23 protein-coding genes are annotated in these 23,217 nt (G+C 64.4%); 16 read left to right on the forward strand and 7 right to left on the reverse strand.

What is annotated here, in order from left to right:
* Positions 1–17: 17 nt before the first annotated feature.
* From DT070_RS10975 to DT070_RS11020, 10 genes are all read left to right on the forward strand, one after another.
* Positions 18–635, forward strand: a complete 618-nt coding sequence (locus DT070_RS10975) for a molecular chaperone (RefSeq protein ID WP_122955428.1) — start codon at positions 18–20, stop codon at positions 633–635.
* 241 nt (positions 636–876) lie between these two features.
* The gene (locus tag DT070_RS10980) at positions 877–1,086 is read left to right on the forward strand and encodes a formate dehydrogenase (RefSeq protein ID WP_122957358.1); all 210 of its coding nucleotides are present in this window, start codon (positions 877–879) and stop codon (positions 1,084–1,086) included.
* 54 nt (positions 1,087–1,140) lie between these two features.
* Positions 1,141–4,113: a formate dehydrogenase subunit alpha gene (locus DT070_RS10985; protein ID WP_122955429.1), complete on the forward strand. Its 2,973-nt coding sequence runs from the start codon at positions 1,141–1,143 to the stop codon at positions 4,111–4,113.
* Positions 4,114–4,122: 9 nt separating this feature from the next.
* Positions 4,123–4,743, forward strand: a complete 621-nt coding sequence (gene fdh3B / locus DT070_RS10990) for a formate dehydrogenase FDH3 subunit beta (protein ID WP_122955430.1) — start codon at positions 4,123–4,125, stop codon at positions 4,741–4,743.
* Entirely contained in the window at positions 4,740–4,973 is a 234-nt protein-coding gene (locus DT070_RS10995) for a hypothetical protein (RefSeq protein ID WP_122955431.1), read from the forward strand. The genes fdh3B and DT070_RS10995 overlap by 4 nt, the downstream gene beginning before the upstream one ends.
* A 14-nt stretch (positions 4,974–4,987) precedes the next feature.
* A complete protein-coding gene (locus tag DT070_RS11000; RefSeq protein WP_122955432.1) occupies positions 4,988–6,202 on the forward strand; it encodes a formate dehydrogenase subunit gamma in 1,215 nt (404 codons plus the stop codon).
* Between the two features lie 32 nt (positions 6,203–6,234).
* Positions 6,235–6,621: a hypothetical protein gene (locus tag DT070_RS11005; protein ID WP_122955433.1), complete on the forward strand. Its 387-nt coding sequence runs from the start codon at positions 6,235–6,237 to the stop codon at positions 6,619–6,621.
* Between the two features lie 75 nt (positions 6,622–6,696).
* Positions 6,697–7,674, forward strand: coding sequence for a formate dehydrogenase accessory sulfurtransferase FdhD (locus DT070_RS11010; RefSeq protein ID WP_122955434.1), 978 nt, complete (start codon positions 6,697–6,699; stop codon positions 7,672–7,674).
* Positions 7,671–9,209 (forward strand): C13 family peptidase, encoded by a 1,539-nt coding sequence (locus tag DT070_RS11015; RefSeq protein ID WP_228778518.1) that lies wholly within the window; start codon positions 7,671–7,673, stop codon positions 9,207–9,209. Before DT070_RS11010 ends, DT070_RS11015 begins: the two co-directional genes overlap by 4 nt.
* A gap of 78 nt (positions 9,210–9,287) precedes the next feature.
* Positions 9,288–11,849 carry an ABC transporter permease gene (locus DT070_RS11020; protein WP_122955435.1) on the forward strand — a complete coding sequence of 854 codons (2,562 nt, stop codon included), beginning with the start codon at positions 9,288–9,290 and terminating at the stop codon, positions 11,847–11,849.
* Positions 11,850–11,956: 107 nt separating this feature from the next.
* On the opposite strand, the gene DT070_RS11025 is transcribed toward DT070_RS11020, so the two are convergent.
* A complete protein-coding gene (locus DT070_RS11025) occupies positions 11,957–12,913 on the reverse strand; it encodes a MurR/RpiR family transcriptional regulator (protein ID WP_122955436.1) in 957 nt (318 codons plus the stop codon).
* A 149-nt stretch (positions 12,914–13,062) separates the two neighbouring features.
* Here DT070_RS11025 and DT070_RS11030 point away from each other — a divergent pair, with 149 nt between their 5' ends.
* From DT070_RS11030 to DT070_RS11055, 6 genes are all read left to right on the forward strand, one after another.
* Complete coding sequence (locus DT070_RS11030; protein ID WP_164483741.1) at positions 13,063–13,839, forward strand: transporter substrate-binding domain-containing protein; 777 nt, start codon at positions 13,063–13,065, stop codon at positions 13,837–13,839.
* Positions 13,840–13,905: 66 nt separating this feature from the next.
* Positions 13,906–14,595, forward strand: a complete 690-nt coding sequence (locus DT070_RS11035) for an ABC transporter permease (protein ID WP_122955438.1) — start codon at positions 13,906–13,908, stop codon at positions 14,593–14,595.
* A gap of 1 nt (position 14,596) precedes the next feature.
* Positions 14,597–15,322 (forward strand): ABC transporter permease, encoded by a 726-nt coding sequence (locus DT070_RS11040; protein WP_122955439.1) that lies wholly within the window; start codon positions 14,597–14,599, stop codon positions 15,320–15,322.
* Between the two features lies 1 nt (position 15,323).
* The gene (locus DT070_RS11045; protein ID WP_122955440.1) at positions 15,324–16,439 is read left to right on the forward strand and encodes a succinylglutamate desuccinylase/aspartoacylase family protein; all 1,116 of its coding nucleotides are present in this window, start codon (positions 15,324–15,326) and stop codon (positions 16,437–16,439) included.
* Between the two features lie 70 nt (positions 16,440–16,509).
* Positions 16,510–17,280, forward strand: coding sequence for an ABC transporter ATP-binding protein (locus DT070_RS11050; RefSeq protein ID WP_122955441.1), 771 nt, complete (start codon positions 16,510–16,512; stop codon positions 17,278–17,280).
* Between the two features lie 58 nt (positions 17,281–17,338).
* Positions 17,339–17,770: a group II truncated hemoglobin gene (locus DT070_RS11055; RefSeq protein WP_122955442.1), complete on the forward strand. Its 432-nt coding sequence runs from the start codon at positions 17,339–17,341 to the stop codon at positions 17,768–17,770.
* Positions 17,771–17,871: 101 nt separating this feature from the next.
* Here the strand turns inward: DT070_RS11055 and DT070_RS11060 are convergent, their stop codons facing one another.
* The 6 genes from DT070_RS11060 to DT070_RS11085 form a co-directional block, all read right to left on the reverse strand.
* Entirely contained in the window at positions 17,872–18,318 is a 447-nt protein-coding gene (locus DT070_RS11060; RefSeq protein ID WP_122955443.1) for a nuclear transport factor 2 family protein, read from the reverse strand.
* A gap of 18 nt (positions 18,319–18,336) precedes the next feature.
* Entirely contained in the window at positions 18,337–18,666 is a 330-nt protein-coding gene (locus DT070_RS11065) for a hypothetical protein (RefSeq protein WP_122955444.1), read from the reverse strand.
* A gap of 42 nt (positions 18,667–18,708) precedes the next feature.
* Entirely contained in the window at positions 18,709–19,629 is a 921-nt protein-coding gene (locus DT070_RS11070) for a patatin-like phospholipase family protein (RefSeq protein ID WP_164483742.1), read from the reverse strand.
* Positions 19,616–20,584: an alpha/beta fold hydrolase gene (locus tag DT070_RS11075; RefSeq protein WP_122955446.1), complete on the reverse strand. Its 969-nt coding sequence runs from the start codon at positions 20,582–20,584 to the stop codon at positions 19,616–19,618. Before DT070_RS11075 ends, DT070_RS11070 begins: the two co-directional genes overlap by 14 nt.
* A gap of 103 nt (positions 20,585–20,687) precedes the next feature.
* Positions 20,688–22,430: a hybrid sensor histidine kinase/response regulator gene (locus tag DT070_RS11080; protein ID WP_122955447.1), complete on the reverse strand. Its 1,743-nt coding sequence runs from the start codon at positions 22,428–22,430 to the stop codon at positions 20,688–20,690.
* Complete coding sequence (locus tag DT070_RS11085) at positions 22,427–23,128, reverse strand: response regulator transcription factor (protein WP_164483743.1); 702 nt, start codon at positions 23,126–23,128, stop codon at positions 22,427–22,429. Before DT070_RS11085 ends, DT070_RS11080 begins: the two co-directional genes overlap by 4 nt.
* Positions 23,129–23,217: the final 89 nt, after the last annotated feature.

The following is a 23,217-nucleotide window of genomic DNA, read 5'->3' on the forward strand; positions in this document are numbered from 1 at the left end:
CCAAAACCAGACGCACCATGACGCAAGCCCAACTCACCGCCTCCTCCCTGGACGAAGAAACCGCGCGGGCCGAAGTCTACGGGCTGCTGGCCGCGCTGTATTACGCGGCGCCTTCCACAGAGCTGCATGAAAACCTTCGCATCGCGGTGACCGAAGCACCCGCCGCCGGCGGCCTGCTTGAAGCCTCATGGAGCGAACTTGTGGCCGCCGCCCGCGCGCTGAGCCTGGCGGAAATCACCCGCGAACACGATGCCCTGTTCGGCGGCGTCGGCAAGCCTGAGGTCTATCTTTTTGGTTCGCACTACCTGGCCGGCTTCCTGAATGAGAAGCCGCTGGCGGCCTTGCGCACCGACATCGCCGCGCTGGGCCTTGCGCGCGACGAGGCCATGCCCGAAACCGAAGACCACGTGGCCTACCTGTGCGAAGTCATGCGCTACCTGATCGCCGGTGACGATGTGGAGGTGGCCAACCTCACGCGCCAGCGCGAGTTTTTTGCACGGCACGTGCAGCCCTGGGTGCCCCTGATGTGCGACGCGATTGCGGCGCACCCCAAGGCCCGGTTTTATGCAGCGCTGGCAGCTTTCACGCAGACCTTCGTCAGCGTTGAGGCACAGGGCTTTGACATGCTTGCCTGAACGGCGCGGTACAAGCTTGCAGCAGGCTTGCAGACCCCGCCGATGCGGCAGGTTTTTCTCAAATTGAGACAGCATTGGGCGGGCCCAATCAGGTGGGCGTGTCCTTCGCACAATATGATCGCCTATCGTTTTCCCTAGCCTGTGCCATTGAGCGCCGCTAACCATTGTGGTGCACGGCGCTCTGTCGTACAGTCTTATGCAACCGGTTACATAACCAGCAAGCCTTCCCTTGGAGATCACCATGCAGGACAGCCAGCCAAAACCCTCACGCAGGGGATTCTTTTTCGGCGCAGCCGCCACCGGTGCGGCGGCCGCGGCCGTCGTCGCTTTGCCAGGCGCATCGGCGCTGCAGCAAGCCGAACTTCCAGAGCCCAAGCCGGCCCCTGAAAAAGGCGGCGGCTACAGCCTCTCCGAACACGTCAAGCGCTACTACAAGACCACCCGTCTCTAAGCAGCCCGGCCTCCCCCCGAGCCCGACCCGATTTCACCTTCTACGGAGAGCTTCATGCTGCTCACGAAAAAATCTTCCGATGTCCATCCCGTGCACCGCACCGGGTCCGCGCGTTTTGTGCAAAGCCTGTCGCGCGGCCTGTCCAACGCACTGCCCACCATGGATCGCCGCGCCTTCCTGCGCCGCTCCGGCCTGGGTGTCGGCGTCGGCCTGGCCGCCACGCAGCTGACCCTGGTCAAAAAGGCCACGGCCGCTGCGCCGGGCACCACGTCCGACGGCACCGGCAAGATTGAAGTCAAGCGCACCGTCTGCACGCACTGTTCGGTGGGTTGCGCGGTCGATGCGGTGGTTGAGAACGGCGTCTGGGTCCGCCAGGAGCCTGTGTTCGACTCCCCCATCAACCTGGGCGCCCACTGCGCCAAGGGCGCGGCGCTGCGCGAACACGGCCACGGCGAATACCGCCTGCGCTACCCGATGAAGCTGGTCAACGGCAAGTACGAGCGCATCAGCTGGGACACCGCACTCAATGAAATCAGCGCCAGGCTGCTGGAGCTGCGCAAGGAGAGCGGGCCGGACTCGGTGTACTGGGTAGGGTCGTCGAAGCACAACAACGAGCAGGCCTACCTGCTGCGCAAGTTCGTGAGCTTCTGGGGCAGCAACAACTGCGACCACCAGGCCCGCATCTGCCACTCGACCACGGTGGCCGGTGTTGCCAATACCTGGGGCTACGGCGCCATGACCAATTCGTACAACGACATGCAAAACAGCAAGTGCGCGTTGTACATCGGCTCCAACGCCGCCGAAGCCCACCCCGTCAGCCTGCTGCACATGCTGCACTCCAAGGAGGCCGGCTGCAAGATGATCGTGGTCGACCCGCGCTTTACCCGCACGGCGGCCAAGGCCGACGAATACGTCCGCATCCGCTCCGGCTCCGACATTCCCTTCCTCTTTGGTGTGCTGTATCACATCTTCAAGAACGGCTGGGAAGACAAGAAGTACATCAACGACCGCGTCTACGGCATGGACAAGGTCAAAGCCGACGTGATGGCCAAGTGGACGCCGGACAAGGTGCTGGAGGCTTGCGGTGTCGACGAGGCCACCACACTCAAGGTGGCCACCATGATGAGCCAGAACCGTCCCAGCACCATCGTCTGGTGCATGGGCCAGACGCAGCACACCACCGGCAATGCCGTCGTGCGCGCCTCCTGCATCCTGCAGCTGGCGCTGGGCAACATCGGCGTGGCCGGCGGCGGCGCGAATATTTTCCGCGGCCACGACAACGTGCAGGGCGCCACCGACGTCGGCCCCAACCCCGATTCGCTGCCCGGCTACTACGGCCTGGCAGAAGGTTCCTGGAAACACTTTGCCAAGACCTGGGGTGTGGACTTCGACTGGATCAAGGGGCGCTATGCATCGGCCGCCATGATGGGCAAGCCCGGCATCACGGTCTCGCGCTGGATCGACGGCGTGATGGAGAAAAACGAACTCATCGACCAGGATTCCAACCTGCGCGGCGTCTTCTTCTGGGGCCATGCACCCAATTCGCAAACCCGCGGCCTGGAGATGAAGAAGGCCATGGACATGCTGGACCTGCTGGTGGTGGTGGACCCGTACCCGTCGGCCACGGCCGCCATGGCCGCCATGCCCGGCAAGGCGGAAGACCTCAACCCCAAGCGCGCGGTGTACCTGCTGCCGGCTGCCACGCAGTTTGAAACCAGCGGCTCGGTGACGGCCTCCAACCGTTCGCTCCAGTGGCGCGAAAAAGTGATCGAGCCGCTCTGGGAGAGCCGCACCGACCACATGATCATGCACCAGTTCGCCGAAAAACTCGGCTTTGCCAAGGAGCTGTCGAAGAACTACAAGATGCAAAAGGTCAAGGGCATGGACGAGCCGGTGCCGGACGACATCCTGCGCGAGATCAACAAGTGCGTCTGGACCATCGGCTACACCGGCCAGAGCCCGGAGCGCCTGCAGGCCCACATGCGCACGATGCACCTGTTCGACGTCAAGACCCTGAAGTCCAAAGGCGGCAAGGACAAGGTCACCGGCTACGACACGACCGGCGATTACTTCGGCCTGCCCTGGCCATGCTGGGGCAACCCGGAGCTCAAGCACCCCGGCTCGCCCAACCTGTACGACACCTCCAAGCACGTCATGGACGGCGGCGGTAATTTCCGCGCCAACTTCGGCGTTGAAAAAGACGGCGTCAACCTGCTGGCCGAAGACGGTTCGTATTCGCAGGGTGCCGACATCACGACCGGCTATCCCGAGTTCGACCACCTGCTGCTCAAGAAGCTGGGCTGGTGGGCAGACCTGACCGACGCCGAAAAAACCGCAGCCGAAGGCAAGAACTGGAAGACCGATTCATCGGGCGGCATCATCCGCGTCACCATGAAGGTCCACGGCTGCCATGTGTTCGGCAATGCCAAGGCCCGCGCGGTGGTGTGGAACTTCCCCGATGCCATCCCGCAGCACCGCGAGCCGCTCTACGGCACGCGCGCCGACCTGATGGCCAAGTACCCAACGCATGACGACAAGAAAGCGTTCTGGCGCCTGCCCACCCTCTACAAGACGATCCAGCAGAAAAACATTGCGGACAAGGTCGGCGAGAAATACCCGCTCATCCTGACCTCGGGACGGCTGGTCGAATACGAAGGCGGCGGCGAAGAAACCCGCTCCAACCCCTGGCTGGCCGAACTGCAGCAGGAAGCCTTTGTGGAGATCAACCCGAAGACGGCATCGGATCGCGGCATCCGCAACGGCGAGCGCGTCTGGCTGAACAGCCCCACCGGTGCGCGCCTGAACGTGCAAGCGATGCTGACCGAGCGTGTCGGCCCCGATACGGTGTGGATGCCTTTCCACTTCTCGGGCCGCTGGCAAGGCGCCGACATGCTGGCCTACTACCCCAACGGCGCTGCGCCTGTTGTGCGAGGCGAAGCGGTCAATACTGCAACCACGTACGGCTACGACAGCGTGACGATGATGCAAGAGACCAAGACCACCATTTGCAATATTGAGCGAGCTTAAGGAATCACCATGGCAAGAATGAAATTTGTCTGTGACGCGGAACGCTGCATCGAATGCAATGGTTGCGTCACGGCCTGCAAAAACGAAAACGAAGTACCATGGGGCGTGAACCGCCGCCGCGTGGTCACGCTCAACGACGGTGTGCCGGGCGAAAAGTCCATCTCGGTGGCCTGCATGCATTGCAGCGACGCACCCTGCATGGCTGTTTGCCCCGTCAACTGCTTTTACCGTACCGAAGAAGGTGTGGTGCTGCATGACAAGGATGTCTGCATCGGCTGCGGCTACTGCTCGTATGCCTGCCCCTTCGGCGCGCCGCAGTTCCCGGCGTCCGGCACGTTCGGTGTGCGCGGCAAGATGGACAAATGCACCTTCTGCGCCGGTGGCCCTGAGGTCAACGGCAGCCAGGCCGAGTTTGAAAAGTACGGCCGTAACCGCCTGGCCGAAGGCAAGCTGCCGGCCTGTGCCGAAATGTGCTCGACCAAAGCCCTGCTCGCCGGCGACGGCGATGTGGTCGCCGACATCTTCCGTACCCGTGTGGTGCAACGCGGCAAGGGCGCTGAAGTCTGGGGCTGGGGCACCGCCTACGGCTCCAAGCAAGCCGGCCAGCCGCCCGCAGGAGCCAAATCATGATGCGCCTTCTTGTCTTGACCCTCGCGGTAGTGGGCCTCTCGGCCTGCGGAGAAAAACCGCAAACCCTGGGCAGCGGCGTCAAAACCGACGGCGCCGCCTATCAGGGCGTGCAAAACCAGTTCGCCGCGCCCGGCTGGAAGGCCGGCGACAAGACCAGCTGGGAGCAGGGCCTGAAGGCCCGCGCGCAAAACAGCCAGAACGAGTACAACAAGATCGGTAACTCGAAATAGTGACCGGAGGCCTTATGTTTCGTGCACGTTCAGCTATATTTTTGATAGCAGCCGGCCTCGCGGGGTTGACGGGGCTTACTGCCGCGCAGGCGCCAGCCGCCCAGCCGGCCACCACGGCGCAGGCGGCAGGCGGTGTCGCGCCCGCACCTGCAGCGGCTCCCGCAGCCACTGGCGGCATCCAGGGCCAGAATATCTTTGAGGTCAAGCCCGAAGCCAGCGCCGACCCCAACTACGCCAAGCAGACCAACGGCGAACGCGCCAAGGTGCAGCCCGGCAACAATGCGCCCATGTGGCGCCAGGTGGGCGAGGGCGTCACCGGCTACAGCAGCCTGCCCAAAAGCGAAGCGCCGGAAGCCGGCAACCTGATCCAGCCCTTTGTGCAGTACCCCGGCTCACGCCTGACCAACGCCGGCGAAGCCTGGCGCCAGGTGCGCAACAACTGGATCATTCCCTACGGCGGCTCGCTCTTTGTGATCGTGCTGCTGGCCATTGCGATTTTTTACTTCAGCAAGGGTTCCATCAAAACCCACGGTGTCGACACCGGCCGCAAGATCGAGCGCTTCACGCCCTTTGAGCGTGCCGCGCACTGGTCCAACGCGATTGCGTTTTCCGTCCTGGCCATCTCGGGCCTGGTGATGGCCTTCGGCAAATTTTTCCTGCTGCCCGTCATGGGCGGCGCGCTCTTCGGCTGGCTCACCTGGCTGCTCAAGACCGCCCACAACTTTGCCGGCCCGCTGTTCGCGGTGTCGCTGGTGATCGTGTTCTTTACCTTCCTGCGCGACAACTGGCCGCAAAAGGGCGACCTGCACTGGCTGGCCAAAGGCGGTGGACTTGTCACGGGCGACCACGAGCCGCCTTCCAACCGCTTTAACGCCGGCGAAAAGCTCATCTTCTGGGGCGGCGTGTTCTTCCTCGGCATCGTGGTGGTGTCTTCGGGTTTTGTGCTCGACAAACTGCTGCCCGGCCTGATCTACGAGCGCTCCACCATGCAGGTCGCGCACATGGTGCATGCCGTGGCCACCGTGCTCATGATGTGCATGTTCCTGGGCCACATCTACCTCGGCACCATCGGCATGCAGGGCGCCTACAAGGCCATGCGCACCGGTTATGTCGACGAGACCTGGGCCAAAGAGCACCACGAATACTGGTACGACGATGTGAAAGCCGGCAACATCCCGGCCCAGCGCAGCAAGCCTGTCGACCCGCCCGGCCAGATCGTGCAGGCGTGAAGCACAGCACACAGATTGAAGTGAGGACTCCCATGAAAAAACTCCTGATCCTGAGCTTGCTGGCCGCCGCGTCAGCCGCGTCGCTGGCCAAACTGCCGGCGCTGAGCGACGAAGCCAAGGCCAAAGCCGCCGAAGCCGCCGCCAAGACCGCCTGGAGCGGCAAAGTTGATGCCTACCAGCTGTGCAAGTCGCAAGACAAGGTCGCCGCCGCTTATTACAAGTCAGCCAAGGCCGCCGGCAAAGAGACCAAGCCGCCAGTTGCGGCGCCTGCCTGCGCCGATCCGGGCGTGTTCAGCTACACCCCGCCCGAAGCCAAGCCTATCGAAGCCGCCGGCGCCCATTCACCCGCCGGTACGGCCACCAGCCCGCCCAGCACCAAACAGCCCGATGCGGTCGTTAACCCTGCCAAGAAGTCCTGAGCGACGTTCAAACCTGTTCACTTCCCGAAAAGCCGACCCCGCAAGGGGCCGGCTTTTTTGTTGTAGTCTCCTTTCATGCCTGCTTCGACATCGACCCTTCCCCGTCTGACCAACGCCCAGGCGCCATTGACCTGCGAGGTTGATGCCGTCAACGAATACGGCGAAACGCAGAAAGTCGCCATCCCCGCCGAACGCGCGCTCACCGTGTATGTCGACAAACGCGAGCTCGTCACGCTCATGACGCTGGGCGCCAACCCCGAGCTGCTGGTGCTGGGCTACCTGCGCAACCAGCGCCTCGTCAAGGACGTGTCCGACATTGACTCCATCACGGTGGACTGGGACGTGGGCGCGGCCGCCGTCAAGACGCGCCACGGCATTGAAGACATTGAGGAAAAAACGGCGCGCCGTGTGGTCACCACCGGTTGCGGGCAGGGCAGTGTGTTTGGCGGGTTGATGGACGAGGTCGATGAGATCGTGTTGCCCGCCGATGCGCACATGACGCAGGCCCAGCTGTACTCCCTGGTCAACACCATCCGGCTCAAGGAAACGACCTACAAATCGGCCGGTTCCGTCCATGCGTGCGCGCTCTTCGCGATGACGGCGGGCGATCCTGAAATGCTGCTTTTCGTCGAGGATGTGGGCCGCCACAACGCCATAGACACCATCGCCGGCTGGATGTCCATGCACAGTGTGGCCCCCACGCTCGGCACTGACGTGTCCTCGCTGCCCCCCGAGGGGGCTAATTTTCCTAGGGGCGGCCCGTCGGAAAATTCCAATCCTTACGGTGGGATGGCGTTTTATACGACCGGCCGCCTCACCAGCGAAATGGTCATCAAGTCCGCCCAGATGGGTGTGCCTATCGTGGTCTCCCGCAGCGGCATCACACAGATGGGGCACCAGGTCGCGCAGACGGTCGGCTTGTGTGCGATTGGCCGCGCTACCAATAAGCGCTTTGTCTGCTACGCCAACCCGCAGCGGCTCAAGCTGCAACCCGAGCTGGCGGGCGCCAGGCCGGTGCATTCATCCTCTTCCTCCTCCTCGTCCTCGTCATGAGCGACACCGGCATCAGCAGCACCGACGACCAGCCCACCGTGCCCGGCTCAGTGATGGCGCACGGGAGCGCCGCAACACCCTCCACCCACCTTTCCCTGCAGAAATGGTTTGCCGAAGGCTTGCGCGCCGGTGTCTTCCTCGTGCCCCGGGTTGCCGGGCGCAGGCCGACGCCGCTGCAGGCCCTTATCCTCACCGCGCTGGTGGTGGCCATCGAAGTCGCCCTGTTCCGGATCGAGATCGCCGGCCCCGCGCGGCTGGACGTCCAGGCTTGGCTGTCGGCCTGGTGGTCGGCCGGTCTCTTCATCGGGCTGGCGTGGTGGGCCTTTCCGGCAGAGGCGGCAGGGCCGGGCGATGAAGCGCCCCAACGCCCGGTCGGTGTGGGCGCTGCATTTGTGCTGTGGGTGGTCGCCTCGCTTCCCAACACGCTGGTGTACCAGTGCCTGATAGGCGCCGTTGCCCACGGCTGGCTCAGGGGTGCGGTGTTTTCGCAGGACTGGCTGTACTGGGCGTTGTATGCCGTGTTCACCACCTGGTCGCTGGGCGCGGCCATTGTGCTGGTGTTGCGCTTTACCGGCCGTACCGCGCGCGCCGCAGTGTTTGCACTTGCCCTGGCGGCCGTGTCGGGCCTGGGCGCCTGGCAGTTCAATGCGCGCGCCTGGCAGCAAGAGGATGAGCGCGCCGCTGCGGCAGACAACCGGCCGCGCCTTTACCTGAGCCAGCAAACCTTTGAAACCCAGCAGGCGCTGTGGGAAAGCACCATGGCCGCCATCGCCCGCGAGCGCCCCGGCGTGACCGACGTGTACGGCCTGGTGTTTGCGCCTTATGCGGCTGAAGACGTCTTTCTGCGTGAAAGCACCATGGTCAGCCGCGTGCTGGCCGAGCGCTTTGACGCCGAAGGCCGCGTGGTGCATCTGGTCAACCACGCCACCACCCCACAAACCCACCTTTGGGCCACCACGCTGAACCTGCAGCGCGCCATCGACGCCATCGCCCAGCGCATGGACCGCAACAACGACGTGCTGGTGGTCTACATGACCTCGCACGGCGCCAGCGACTTCAAGCTGGCCGCCGCCCACTGGCCGCTGCAGGTGCCGCCGCTCAGCCCGGCAGAGCTGCGCGAGGCGCTGGACAACGCCGGCATACGCCACCGCGTCATCGCCATCTCGGCCTGCTATTCGGGCGGCTGGGTCGAGCCGCTGGCCGGCGACACCACGCTGGTCATGACGGCGGCCGACGCCACCCACACCTCTTACGGCTGCGGGCGCCTGTCCGAGCTCACCTTCTTTGGCCGTGCCCTGTTTGATGAGCAGCTGCGCAAGACGCATTCCTTCGAGCAGGCCTTTGCCCGCGCGGTGCCGCTGATCAAACAGCGCGAGATCGATGCCGGCAAGGACGACGGCTTTTCCAACCCGCAGATCCAGGTCGGCGCCGGCATCAGCCCGGTGCTGCGCGGGCTTGAAAAACGGCTGGACGCCTTGCCTGCTGCAGCCGCGGCCCCCGCGCCTGCACCCGTCGCCAGCGCCGCCCGCCCCTAAGCCGGCGCCCCGGGCTGATAACCCGGCTGCGAACCCGGCCATCGCTCAGGAATACGGACTTTGCGTTATGGTCGCCTCATGAACACCCTTTTCATCAAGCTCGGCTGGAAAACCATGCTGCGCGACCTGCGCGCGGGCGAGCTGCGCCTGCTCATCGTGGCCGTTACCCTGGCCGTTGCGGCGCTGACGGCAGTCGGCTTTTTTGCCGACCGCCTCAAGGGAGGCCTGCAGCGCGACGCCCGCCAGTTGCTGGGCGGCGACGCCGTCATCCGCAGCGACGGTGTCACGCCCGAGGCCTTTATCGCCAAGGCGCAGGCGCTGGGCCTCAAAGGCATCTCCACCGTCACCTTTCCCACCATGGGCCGTGCGCGCGACGAAGACGGCGGCGCCAGCAAGCTGGTCGCTTTCAAGGCCGTGCCCGAAGGTTACCCGCTGCGCGGCAGCCTCAAGGTGGCCGACAGCATGGAGGCCCCGGGCGAGGACACGCGCGATGTGCCGGCCCCCGGCACCGCCTGGGCCGACGCCTCGCTGCTCGATTCGCTGGGCCTCAAGCTCGGCCAGACCCTGCTGATGGGCGACAGCAGCTTCAAGCTCACCCGCGTCATCTTGCAGGAGCCCGACCGCGGCGCCGGCTTCATCAGCTTCTCGCCGCGCGTCATGGTCAATGAAGCCGATGTGAAGGCCACCAACCTGATCCAGCCCGCCAGCCGCACCAACTACCGTTTTGCCGTCGCCGGTACAGACCCCGCCGTGAAGGCCTATGTGAAGTGGGCCACCGACGAGATCAAAAAACCCGGCGCCGAGTCCGGCATACACGGCGTGCGTCTCGAGTCGCTCGAATCGGGCAGCCCCGAGATGCGCCAGACGCTGGACCGCGCCGAGAAATTCCTCAACCTTGTCGCACTGCTCGCGGCCTTGCTCAGCGCCGTGGCCGTCGCCATCGTGGCGCGCGGCTTTGCCACCAAGCACCTGGACGATTGCGCCATGCTGCGTGTGCTGGGTCAACCGCAGCGCACCATTGCGCTGGCGTATGCGTTTGAGTTTGTGCTGGCCGGCCTCTTTGCCAGCGCGCTCGGGGTGCTGATCGGCTTCGGCGTGCATTACGGTTTTGTGCTGCTGCTGGCCGGCCTGGTCGAAACCGTCCTGCCTGCCGCCACCTTCTGGCCCGTGGCATTCGGCATGGGTATGGGCCTGACGCTGCTGCTGGCCTTTGGCCTGCCGCCCGTGCTGCAACTGGCGCAGGTGCCGCCGCTGCGCGTCATCCGTCGCGATGTCGGCAACCTCAAGCCCGCCTCGCTCGCCGTGCTGGGTGTGGGCGTCGCCGGTTTTGCGGCCTTGCTGGTGGCCGCCAGCAGCGATTTGAAACTGGGCCTCATCGCCGTCGGCGGTTTTGCCGGCGCCGTACTGGTGTTTGCCGCGGCCAGTTATGCCGCCGTCAAGCTGCTGCGCGCCAGCGTCAATGAAGCCACCGCCCCGCGCTGGCTGGTGCTGGCCACGCGCCAGCTGTCGGCGCGGCCGGTGTATGCGGTGGTGCAGACCAGCGCGCTGGCCGTGGGCCTGCTGGCCTTGATGCTGCTCGTGCTGCTGCGCACCGACCTCATCAGCAGCTGGCGCAAGGCCACGCCGCCCGATGCGCCCAACCGTTTTGTCATCAACGTGCAGCCCGAGCAGGGCGATGCCTTCCAGCAGGCGTTGCGCGACGGCGGCGTGAAAAAGTTCGACTGGTACCCGATGATCCGCGGGCGACTGGTCGCGGTGAACGGCAAGGCCATCACACCCGACGACTTCCAAGACGACCGCGCCAAGCGCCTGGTTGATCGCGAGTTCAATCTGTCCAACAGTGCCGACATGCCCGGCCATAACCAGGTCACCGGCGGCAAATGGACGAGCGGCGAGAAAGACGCCGTCAGCGTGGAAGACGGCCTGGCCAAGACGCTGGGCCTCAAGCTCGGCGACTCCTTGCGCTTTGACATCGGCGGCCAGCTCAGCGAAGCCAAAATTACCAGCCTGCGCAAGGTGGACTGGGGATCGATGCGCGTCAACTTCTTTGTGATGTACACCGTGGCCAAGCTGCCCGCCGATGTGCCCGTCTCCTTCATCAGCGCCTTCCGCGCGCCCGAGCCGGCTGCGGCCACACCCGGCCAGCCGCGCCCGCAAAGTTTTGACAATACGCTGGTCAAAGCCTTTCCCAATATCACCAATGTCGACATGAGCAGCACGCTGGCGCAGGTGCAGCGCGTGCTCGACCAGGTCATACGCGCCGTCGAGTTTTTGTTCGGCTTCACCCTGGCCGCCGGCCTGGTCGTGCTGTTTGCCGCCATCACCGCGACGCGTGAAGAACGCGCCAAAGAGTTCGCCATCATGCGTGCGGTCGGTGCGCGCGCTTCCTTGCTGCGGCAGGTGCAGCGGGCTGAGTTGGCGGGAGTTGGCCTGCTCGCCGGCTTCCTCGCATCCATCGTCGCGCTGGCGGTAGGGTGGGGCCTGGCGCGCTTTGTGTTTGACTTCAACTGGACCGGGTCGTGGACGGTGCCGCTCTTCGGCAGTCTTGCCGGCGCACTGCTGGCGCTGGCGGCGGGGTGGTGGGGCTTGCGGTCGGTGTTGAATACGCCGGTGGTGGAGACGCTGCGCAGGGCGCAGTAGTGGAGCGGATATCGTCCAGGAACCACCGTCGGTGATGGCGTGAGGCCCCGAAATGCGTCGGCGAAATGCGACGGTTCAGGCAGCCAGGGACCGCTTGCGCAGGGCGACTACAGCCCCCGCGTACTGCGCTGCTTTTTGGGGCTGTAAAGATAGGCGGAAATCGCTTCCGTCAACCGGCCAGCCTGCTGCACATGGCCGTCGTTGCTGATCATCACGCTGGTGACCAAAGCCTCCACCACCAGCAAAGCCGACACTGAGCTGCTCGAAAGAACGGGGTGGGTGCTCGCGGCAATCAGCACCTCGTTGGCGGCAGCCGCCAATGGCGAAGCGAGCGAATCTGTCAATGCCAGTGTCAAGGCGCCGCGGTCCCGGGCGTACTGGGTAAGGCGAATGGCATCGTCCGCATACCGTGGAAACGAAATGGCGAGCAACACGTCGCCCTTGCCGATGTTCATGAGCCGGCCGGCTGCGACTTCCGTGCCGCCAAACTCCACCACATTGATCACCTGCGGGAAAAAGGGCTGCAGGTCCAGTGCCAGTATGCCGGCCAGATGGGCGCTCAGCCCAAACCCCATGACATACACACAGCGCGCCTTGGCCAGCTGAGCCGCAATGCGCGCAAGCTGCGCCGGCTCCAGGCCCTGCGCCGTTGTGCGTGCGTTGGTCAGTGCCATCTCCAGGCTCTCGGACACCACGGACTGGGTGCCGTCCTGCCGCTGGACAACGCCACGCAGTTTTTCCACCGGCTGAAGCACCGATTGCAATACTTCTGCCATTTCGGCGCGCAGTGCACTGAAGCCGGACATGCCCAGCGTCCGCGCAAACCGGCTCAGCGTGGCGGTGGAGGTCTGCGCGTTCGCCGCCAGCTCTTCAATCCCCCAGGCGGTAGCCCTGACCGGGTTGCGCAGCAGGAAGTCAGCCGTTGCCCGGTTGGCGGGGCTTGTGGCCTGGTCGGACAACACGGCGCGCAGCTTGGCGCCCAGGGGCGATTCGGCGAACGCCTGTTCGGGTGATGCCGCAGGCGACAAACTTCTAGGGGTTTGTACTTGGATAGTTTTTTTCATGTATTGATTTTATGAAAATTATGATACAAACCGGTATCGATCACCTGAATGTCCCCGCACAGGATGGTCGATCCGAAAGCCCACGTTTTTCTATAACCTCCCCGCAGGCACCTGTTGTGTCCTTCGGGATTTTGCAGATGGAGAGTTTCATGATTCGCAAATTAACCGCAGCCGTCCTGCTGCTCGTCAGCAGCGCGGCTTTTGCACAGGCTCCAGGCTGGGCCAAGATCCGCATCGGCGTGGAAGCCAACTACCCCCCATTCTCGCAAATGGGCACCGACGGAAAGTTTTCCGGTTTTGACATTGACATCGCCAACGCGCTGTGCGCGGAGATGAAGGCCGAATGCACCATGGTGGCGCAGGAATGGGACGGCATGATGCCGGCGCTGAACGCCAAAAAATTCGACATGATCGTGGCGTCCATGTCGATCACGGAAGAGCGAAAAAAAGCCGCCGACTTCAGCGACTCCTACTACGACATTCCTTCGGCGTGGGTGGCCAAGGCCGGTGCGTTCAAAGAGGTCAATGCCACGACCCTCAAGGGCAAGAAGATCATCGTGACCCGCAACACGCCGCGCGCGGCCTATGTGCAGGCCAACTTCAAGGACAACGACGTGTTGCTGGTCGCCAAGGAAGCGGATGTCACCATGGAGCTGGCTGCCGGCCGCGGTGACATTGGCTTCGGTTCTTCACTGGCTGCAACGGCCGCTTTCCTGAAATCGCCTGAAGGGAAAAACTACACCAAAGTCGGCGCGCCTGTGGTGGTGGGTGGCGCTAAAGACGGCGGCGGTGTCGGCATCGCCATGCGCAAGGGCGAAGAGGCGCTGAAGTCCAAGGTCAACGCTGCTCTTAAAACGATCACGGCCAATGGTGTCTACAAGTCGATCAACGACAAGTACTTCGACGTCAACATCCGCGGCCAGTAATTGTTGAACACGCGACCGGCGCCCATCACGGCATCGGTCGCTTAACGAAACAACCTGCAGTTCTCCATGTTTCTCCACGGCTACCTGCCTGCCATTCTGGAAGGCCTTTCGCTCACGCTGCGCGTCTCGGCGCTGTCGCTGGCGATCGCCTGTGTCTTTGGCATCATCGGCGCGATGGCCAAGCTGTCGCGCTCGCGCGCCGCGCGCTGGACCGCCGAGACCTACACCACCGTCATACGCGGCATGCCGGAGCTGGTGCTCATGCTGCTCATTTTCTACGGCGGCCAAATCGGCCTGAACATGCTGGTGGAGTCGCAAGGCCTGGACTACATCGAAATCCCGCCGTTTGTCGCGGGTGTGCTAACCATCGGCTTCATCTTCGGCGCCTACCTCACGGAAACCTTTCGCGGCGCCATCCTGGCCGTGCCCAAGGGGCAAGCCGAAGCCGCCGCAGCGTTTGCCATGCCGCCCTGGCAAATCATGTGGCGCATCGTGTTGCCGCAGATGGTCCGGCATGCCATCCCCGGTTTTGCCAACAACTGGCTCATCATGATCAAGGCGTCGGCGCTGGTGTCCATCATCGGGCTGGACGACATGGTGCACCGGGCCGGGCTGGCGGCGGCCAGCACCCGCGCACCGTTTACTTTTTACATGGCGGTGGCGGTGATCTACCTGCTGCTCACCAGCGTTTCCATCTTTGTGCTGTCGCGCCTGGAGGCGCGTTACAGCCTGGGCCTCAAGAAAGTGCAGTTCTGACATGGACTGGCAAATCATCACCGGCAGCCTGCCCCTGTACGCTTCCGGCATCAAGACCACGTTGGTGCTGCTGGTTCTCAGCCTGGCCAGCTCCTTTGTTATTTCAGTGCCGCTGGCTGTTGCACGCGTGTCGTCCAAAGCCTGGCTGTCCAGATCGGTGTGGCTCTACACCTACGTGCTGCGCGGCACGCCGCTGCTGGTGCAACTTTTCATTCTTTACCATGGGTTGGCGCAGTTTGAGGCCGTGCGCGAGAGTGCCGCGTGGGTGCTGCTGCGCAATGCCTGGTTCTGCGCCTGGCTGGCCTTCACATTGAACTCAACGGCCTACACCACCGAGATTTTCGCGGGCGCTCTCAAGGCCACGAATCCCGGCGAGATCGAAGCCGCGCGGGCGTATGGCCTGGGGGGCCTCAAGCTCTATACCCGCATCCTGCTGCCCAGCGCATTGCGCCGCGCGCTGCCTCAGTACAGCAACGAGGTCGTCGGCCTGATGCACGCCACCGCGATTGCCAGCACGGTGACGCTGGTCGACATCACACGTGTGGCGCGCGACGTCTATGCCAATCACCTGCTGGTCACCGAGTCTTTCGGTGTGGCGGCTGTCATCTACTTCATCCTGACTTTCACCCTGGTGGGCGGCTTCAAGCTGCTGGAGCGGCACTTCCTGCGCCACCTGCGCAGCGAATCGCGAAAAGCCCTTGAGCCGGCAACCCCTCTTATCGCCTGACATGCAACAACACACCATCCACCTCATGCCCGGCGTGCCGGGCGTTCACCACAGCCTGCAGGTGCTGCGCTTCGGCGCCCAGGGTGCCGGCCCGAAAGCCTATATCCAGGCAGCGCTGCATGCCGACGAGGTACCGGCCATGCTGGTGGCCCAGGCGCTTAAACGCCAACTCACCGCGCTGGAAGAGCAGGGACTTATCCGCGGCGAGATCGTTCTTGTGCCGTTTGCCAATCCCATCGGCCTGTCGCAGCAGATGCTGGGTACACACCAGGGCCGGTTCGACCTGCGCGACGGCGGAAATTTCAATCGCCACTACAGCGACGTCACGCCTGAAGTGCTGCGTCTGGTCAAGGACAGCCTGGGCGAAGACCCCGAGCGAAACATGCGGCTGGTGCGCGACGCCTTGCGCCAGGCCGTCAAGTCATTGCCGGCCGCCACCGTGGTGCAAGACCTGAAAAACCGGTTGCTCCAACTGGCAGTAGACAGCGACATCGTGCTTGACCTGCACTGCGACAACGAAGCCGTCATGCACCTGTATGCCTTGACCCCTCAGGCCAAGCCGGCGGCGGAGCTGGGGGCTTTGCTGGGCGCACGGGCCATCCTGCTGGCAACCGAATCGGGTGATTCGCCGTTTGACGAAGCCTGCAGCCGGCCGTGGTACGCCCTGCAGCGCGAATGTGCTGGCCATCCGATCCCGCTCGGCTGCTTCAGTGCGACGGTGGAATTGCGCGGTGAGTTCGACACCAGCCATGTGCTTGCCGAACAGGACGCTCGGGCGCTGGTGCGGTTTTTGACGCTGAACGGCATTGTCCGGGGCGATATCGGCGAGCTGCCGCAATTGCTCTGCCAGCCTACGCCCCTGGCAGGTTCCGAGCCGCTCACGGCCCGATCGGCCGGTGTGGTGGTCTTTCACCGCGAGCCGGGAGAGACGGTAGAGGCCGGTGACCTGATCGCCGACCTGGTGAACCCGGAAACCGGTGAAATCACCGGCGTGCACTGCGCATCCAGCGGCGTTCTGTACGCCCGCAACGGAGGGCGTTGGGCGATCCCGGGAAAACGGCTGGGCAAGATCGCGGGCACCACCCTGATCCGCACCGGAAAACTCCTCAGCCCCTGACCACCAGAAGCAAAGGCGGCACTGATGGATTTTGATTTGAAGGAAAGGAAGCAAGCCCGTGGCTGAACCGATGATTTTGCAGGCGCTTGACATTCACAAGCGCTTTGGCTCCAACGAAGTGCTCAAGGGCGTGAGCGTGCAGGCACGCGCCGGCGACGTGATCTCCATGATCGGCTCCAGCGGCTCGGGCAAGAGCACCTTCTTGCGCTGCCTGAATTTGCTGGAGCAGCCCAACAGTGGCCGCATCCTGGTCGATGGCGAGGAGCTTGTGCTGGCGCCCGACCCGCGCGACAAGGCGGCAAGCCTGCGCGCCCGGGACGCGCGCCAGCTGCAGCGCCTGCGCTCGCGCGTGGCCATGGTGTTCCAGCACTTCAACCTGTGGGCGCACATGACGGCACTCGAAAACGTCACGGAGGTGCCCGTGCACGTGCTGGGCCTGAGCAAGGCCGAAGCGCTCGAGCGCGCGCAACGGTATCTGGAGAAAGTCGGCGTCTATCACCGCAAAGACGCTTACCCGGCCCACTTGTCGGGCGGTGAGCAGCAGCGCGTGGCAATAGCCAGGGCCCTGGCCATGGAACCCAAGGTCATGCTGTTTGACGAGCCTACCTCGGCGCTGGACCCTGAGCTGGTCGGCGAGGTGTTGCGTGTGATGCGCTCGGTCGCCGAAGAGGGCCGCACCATGATTGTGGTCACGCACGAGATGAGTTTTGCGCGCGAGGTCAGCAACCACGTGGTGTTTTTGCACAAGGGCCAGATTGAAGAGCAGGGCGACCCGCGCGAAGTGCTGGGCCGTCCCGCCACCGAACGCCTTCAGGGATTTTTGGCCAATAGCCTCAAGTAGGCTGGTGCCGCTCTGGCCCGCAGGTGCAGCCGCGCCTGCCCCGGCAGATAATCCATGTATGCAGACAGAAGAGCGCCCTCCCGGAAACCCGCCGTTTGAAACCCCTTACGCCTGGATAGGCGGCGAAGAGCGCATCAAGGCCCTGGTCGAGCGCTTCTACGACCTGATGGACCTGGAGCCCGGCTACAAGGCCCTGCGCGCCGCCCATGGCAGCACGCTGGAAAATGCCCGCCAGCGCCTCTTCTGGTTTCTGTGCGGCTGGATGGGCGGGCCGCAGTACTACACCGACCGCTTCGGCCACCCGCGCCTGCGCATGCGCCACATGCCGCAGCAAACCGGCGGCGGCTCCATCGGCATTGCCGAGCGCGACCAGTGGCTGGCGTGCATGGACCAGGCCATGCGCGAGACGGGGGTGGATGACGATTTGCGCACGCGGCTCAATGCATCGTTCTTTCAAACCGCCGACTGGATGCGCAACCGCGGCGAATAGCAACGCGGTTCAGTGAACATTATGAGTCAAATCGGCCTCTGGCCCAATGACTGCCTTGGCTGTTCGCTCCTGAATTGATAGCAATTGCGACGCGTCGCCGGCTACTGCCGCACGCCGCGCAGGTACTTCACCAGGATGGTTTCATCACGGGGATGGTGTTCACGAGAGACGGGTGTCAGTTGGGCCAGCACACACAGCCATTCATTGCCCACGCGCACATAGGTGTCGGTGTAGCAGGTCATTCCATGTGTCTCTACGCCGCCGATCACGCGGACCCATTGGTTGGTCGCGCCCACGAGCGCGACATCGCCGTACACGTTGATGCGCTGGTCCCTCATGTCCCAGTAGGTGATGACATCAGGATCGAACCCCTTGGCCCAGTGCCCAAGGTAGGTGGCACGGTCAATGTGATTGCCTGCGCTGTAGACAGCCCTGAATCCGGGATGAAGCATGGCGTCGTGGGACGCCACATCATTGGTGACGAAGTTGTGGATGAAGCGCTTGTTGAGGGCGCTCAAGACGTCGAGGTCCTGTAAATTTTTCTGCATGGCATAGAGGGGAATTGCTCAGTCGGCCTGCGGGCCCACCATGTTCATGAGAAAGCTCGCGCCGGTACGGCCGGCCATGGCCGCCTGCATGAACAGTTCACGCGCCTTGGGCACGTTACGCTGCACCTGCTTTCCAAAGACATCCTCGCCGTAGAAGAGCATGAAGCCCGCGCGCTCGGCGGCTTCGGCGTCGCCGGCCTCGGCCAGCTGGCGGTACAGGGTGAGCGAACGACCGTACTGGCCGGTGTAGTACGCCTGATGCGCCTGGGCGAGGGTCACGCTGTCGGCTGCGAGGCTGCTGGTGTGAAGGGTCACGGCCAATGCCGCGAGGGTGAGGGCTTTCAGCATTCGGGTTCCTGGTTGCTGGGGGGGGGTGAACAAAAAAGAAAGTCAGATAGCGAGGGCAAATTGCGCTGCACCCGCGCCCGAAAGTGGCGAGGGGCCGACACAAGCGCCTTCCAGCGCAGCGACGATCTCCGGCAGCTCGCGCTCACACGCCTGCCAGCCGGCATCAAAGAGGTAGGGCATGGCCGATGTGTCCCACAGCCCGACGTGCTGGTCCAGCTGCAGATCGATGCTGATGAGGCGTTGCCCTGAGGCGCGCGCCACGGCGATGCGCGCATCCATCAGGTTGTTGATCAGCGTCGTGCTGGTTTGCGCCACCATGCGCGAGAGCCTGTCGATGCGGCGTGGCATGGCGCCGGCAAAACCCAGCGTGATGACCACGCGCGCATCGGCCGCTGCCGCCAGCGGCAGCGGGTCGGAGATGACGCCGTCCACCAGCCGCCGTCCGTCGATTTCCACACTCGGAAAGATGATGGGCAGCGCCATGCTGGCGCGCACGGCGTGCGCCACACGGCCGGTGGTCAGCACCACCGGCTTGCCATCGGCGGCGTTGGTAGCGGCCACACGCAGCGGCGTTGGCAGCGACTCCAGCCGCGCATCACCGAATGCGGCTTGCACCCGCTGCGCGATCAGCGCGTCATCGCGCATGGCAAAGCCGGTGCCGAAGCCGGCAAGGCTGGGCGCGATTACCTGCAGGTACGAGCGCCAGCGGCGCTGCTGCGTCAGTTCGGGGGACCATAGGGCGGTGGCGGCGCGCAGGGCTTCATCGCCTTCCATGCCCATCGCAATCTGCGCGCCGAACAGCGCGCCCGAACTGCAGCCGGCCACCAGGTCCGGCCGGATGCCTTCACGCGCCAGCCGCCCGGCAATGCCGATGGCGGCGATGCTTCGAACGCCGCCGCTGCCCAGGACCAGCGCCAGCCCGTGCCCGCGGCCCGCATGGGGCAGCGTGTTACCGGGCCGCATGGCCTTGGGCCTTGCCGCTGACAAAGTCCACCACATGCGTGATCACGGCCGCGTTGCGCACCACCAGCTGGTGGCCCAGGCCGCGTGTTCCGCGAAAGCAGGCGCGCGGCGCCGCCCCGGCCACGGCCAGCCCGTGTGCAACGGGAATTTCCTTGTCATCCTGGTCGTGAATCACGAGCAGCTCAAGGCCGGCGTTGCGCGCCATGTCCACGACGGACATGCGGCTCCAGTCCAGCCGGCCCCCGTAGCGCTGCACCTGCATGTCGCGCACGCGCTGCATCACCGCGGGGCTCAGGCCCACCTGATCGGCAAACGCATCCAGAAACCAGTTGAAGTGCTCAAAGGTGCTGATGAGGACCATCTTGCGTGTATCGACACCCCAGTCGCGGGCCGCATAAAGCGCCATCGCGGCGCCGAATGAGTGCGCGACGATGGCGTGCAGCGAACCCGCGTTGGCGGCCACAGCGGCTATCGAGCGCGCGAATTCAACGAGGTCGGTGGTCCGGCCCGACGAGAACCCGTGTGCGGGCGCGTCAAAGGCGATGACGCGGTAGCCTGCATCCACCAGCGGCTGCACCATGCGGCCCATGTGGGTGGCGTGAGAGCCCCAGCCATGCACCAGCAGGATGGCGGGGCCGTGACCCCATTCATACACGGACAGCTCATTGGCGCCGCACGTCAGTTTCCGGTGAAGTGACCGCTTGCGGAGCAGCACATGCCAGTCGCGCACATCGGGGCGGGGTGGGCGTGCCAGCAATCCGAACGCCAGGTGCGCCGCCACCGTGGGGGCGTACTTGCACAGGCCTGCAAAGACGGCCCGCATGGCGCGCGTTTTCCGCGTCTGGGCAAAACGTCCCACGCGCCGCGGTACGGGCGTGGATGCAGATTTGGATGTGGGTGATGCGGCCGCAAGAGCGGCGGGTGTGCCGGTTTCAGGGGAAAGCTCATAGTTCATGTCGTGTCCTTCAATGGGTTCGTGCGCAGGCCGGGGTGTAGGGGTACGGTGAATTTACCGGCGCGAACCCGAAAGTGACATGTGAAATTGGTAATGCCGGCGGCTACAGGCCCTGCAAGGCGGCCAGCAAATGCGTGCTGGACACCGGCTTTGTGAGCAGCGCAAGCTGGTGCTGCTGCGCGGCGGCGCGCAAGGAGGCATTGGTCTCGCCGCTGATCAGCAGAACCTTCTTGCCGAGTTCGCGCATGGCCAGTGCCACGTCCAGCCCCGAGGCGTTGTGGGGAAGCCTGGCGTCGCAGATGGCGACCTCGCCGTAGCCGGCCTGGTTGTGCGCTTCGGCGGCCGTCTCGACATGCTGCACCTGCAGGCCCCACGAGCGCAGCAGCTGCGCTGTGGCGCTGGCCACCAGGGAGTCGTCTTCCACCAGCAGCACCTCGCGCATGGCCAGTTCGGGCAGCGCCGGTGCGGTCATGTCATCGGGCAGCGGCAGGAGCTCTCCGGGCGCCGACTCCAGGTAACGCAGGCCCTCATCAAGGAGCAGGACCGGCTCCGGCGCAGCGGTCTTTTTCAGCTTGACGCTCATGCAGCAACCGCGGCCCAGGGCCGAGCGGACTTCGATATCCGCCTCCATCAGCAAGGTGAAGCGCCTGGCAATCGCCAGGCCCAGCCCCAGGCCTTGCCGGCGGTCGCGCGAGTCATTGCCGATCTGCACGAACTCTTCAAAGATTTTTTTCTGCGCGTCGGCGGCAATGCCGACGCCGGCATCGCGCACCTGCAGCAGCCACTTGTCGCCGCTGCTGCGCACGGCCACCACCACAGATGCGCCCGGCGGTGAAAACTTGATGGCGTTGTCCAGCAGGTTGGACAGCACGCGCATCAGCATCAGGTCGTCGGCCATGGCATGGCAGCCGGGTTTGACCAGCGCGACGATGCGAACGCCCGCCAGCTCGGCCGTGGCGCTGTGCTGCATGACCAGTTTGGAAACCAGGGGCGCGAGCTCGCAGGCCCGCATGTCGGCCTGCACCACGCCCGAATCCATGCGCGTGAGGTCCAGCACCTGGGACAACAGGTCGTCCAGCGCCCGCCATGACTGGCTGATGCCCTCGACCGCCCGCTGGGCCACGATGTCCTGCGACTTCTGGCTGAGCCTGGACAGCGGGTCCAGGTAAAGGCCGATGGCGTGCACGGGCTGGCGCAGGTCGTGGCTCACCGCGGCAAAGAAGCGCGATTTCGTCAAGCCCATGGCGGCCACCGCATCGGTGGCCGCCTCGGCGCGGCGGCGCTGCTCATACTGAAAGCGCACGCTGGCGTCCTGCGCGCGCGACATGAACACCATGGTCACCGCCATCATCATCCCGCCTATCCCCATCAGCATGAGCAGGGTGTTGTCCTGCGCGCCTTCGATGACGAAGCGGATCGATGTGGGGAAGATCGCCAGGAACAGCGCAATGGCCGTGCGCGCCGGGTCACCCGTCAGCCGCACGGTGATCATCGTGCCGTTGCCCAGCAGATAACTCATGAGCACGGCCTGGATCGGCAGGTTGCCGGGCACATATAAAAAGTAGCAGGAGCTGCCGACGAAGGCCATCAACACCCACATGTAGATGCGGTAGACGCGCTTGCGCTGCTCCCGCGGCCGCGCCCTGAACAGCGGCCTCTGCACGTGCCAGTGGCGAACCGCGCTGATGGCGGCGATCACACCAAACCAGGCCACCGCCTGCTGCCACGGCAACACGGTGGAAAACATCACCGCGCACAGGATCTCGCAGCAGCGCAGCGCGACAAGAGAGGTGGTGTGCTGTGCGCTGTCTTCCGGGTCCGGCCGCTCGTCCTGCGGCTGTGTCATAGCCGGTCGGTGTCCAGCTGCGCGGCCTGCGTGCGGTTGGACACCTGCAGGGCCTTGAAGATCTCGCTCATGTGGTTCTTCACGGTGCCTTCGCTGATGCCCAGCGTATTGGCGATCTGCTTGTTGCTCATGCCCTGCTGCACCAGGCGCCGTATTTCTTCCATGCGGGGGGTCAGCGTCACGTCGGGGCGACCGGGGCTGAAGATGGACTGGACATATGGCAGCTTCAAGCCCTGCAGCGCCGCTTCGATGGCTGCGCAGGTATGCGCCTGCGGCGCGCTCTTGGGGATGAACGCATGCACCGTGGGGATGGCCATCGTGCGCCTGACGACCTCGGGCGAGGTGAGTGCCGAGATCACGACCAGCGGCAGCTGCGGCCGCTGCCGCGCCAGCTCGGCAAGCCGGTATCCTTTTTCCATGCCCGGCATGTTCAGGTCCACCAGCGCCAGCTTTGCGCCGGCATGCTGCGCGGCAGCCCGCAATAGCGAGTCGCCGTCATGCGCGTCGACGATCTCTGCGCCATGCAACATGTGGCCGACCAGCAAGCGGATGCCGTCGCGCACCAATGCGTGATCGTCGGCGACGATCACGCAAGGCCGCTGCGAGGGCGCGTCCGCGGGCTGTGCCGTGGAAGGTGAGTGGCTCGATGCGGCGAGCGTCTCGCCGTCCGCGATGTTGTCCTTGAGTTCGTACTGCATGGGATGTGTATCTGTTAGTGCGCACCGGGGGCGCAGGTGCATCGGTGCACCGGGCGTGGAGCTTAGTCGCGCCATGCACAGCACACAAG

The sequence above is a fragment of the Polaromonas sp. SP1 genome (assembly GCF_003711205.1).
GTDB lineage: Bacteria > Pseudomonadota > Gammaproteobacteria > Burkholderiales > Burkholderiaceae_C > Polaromonas.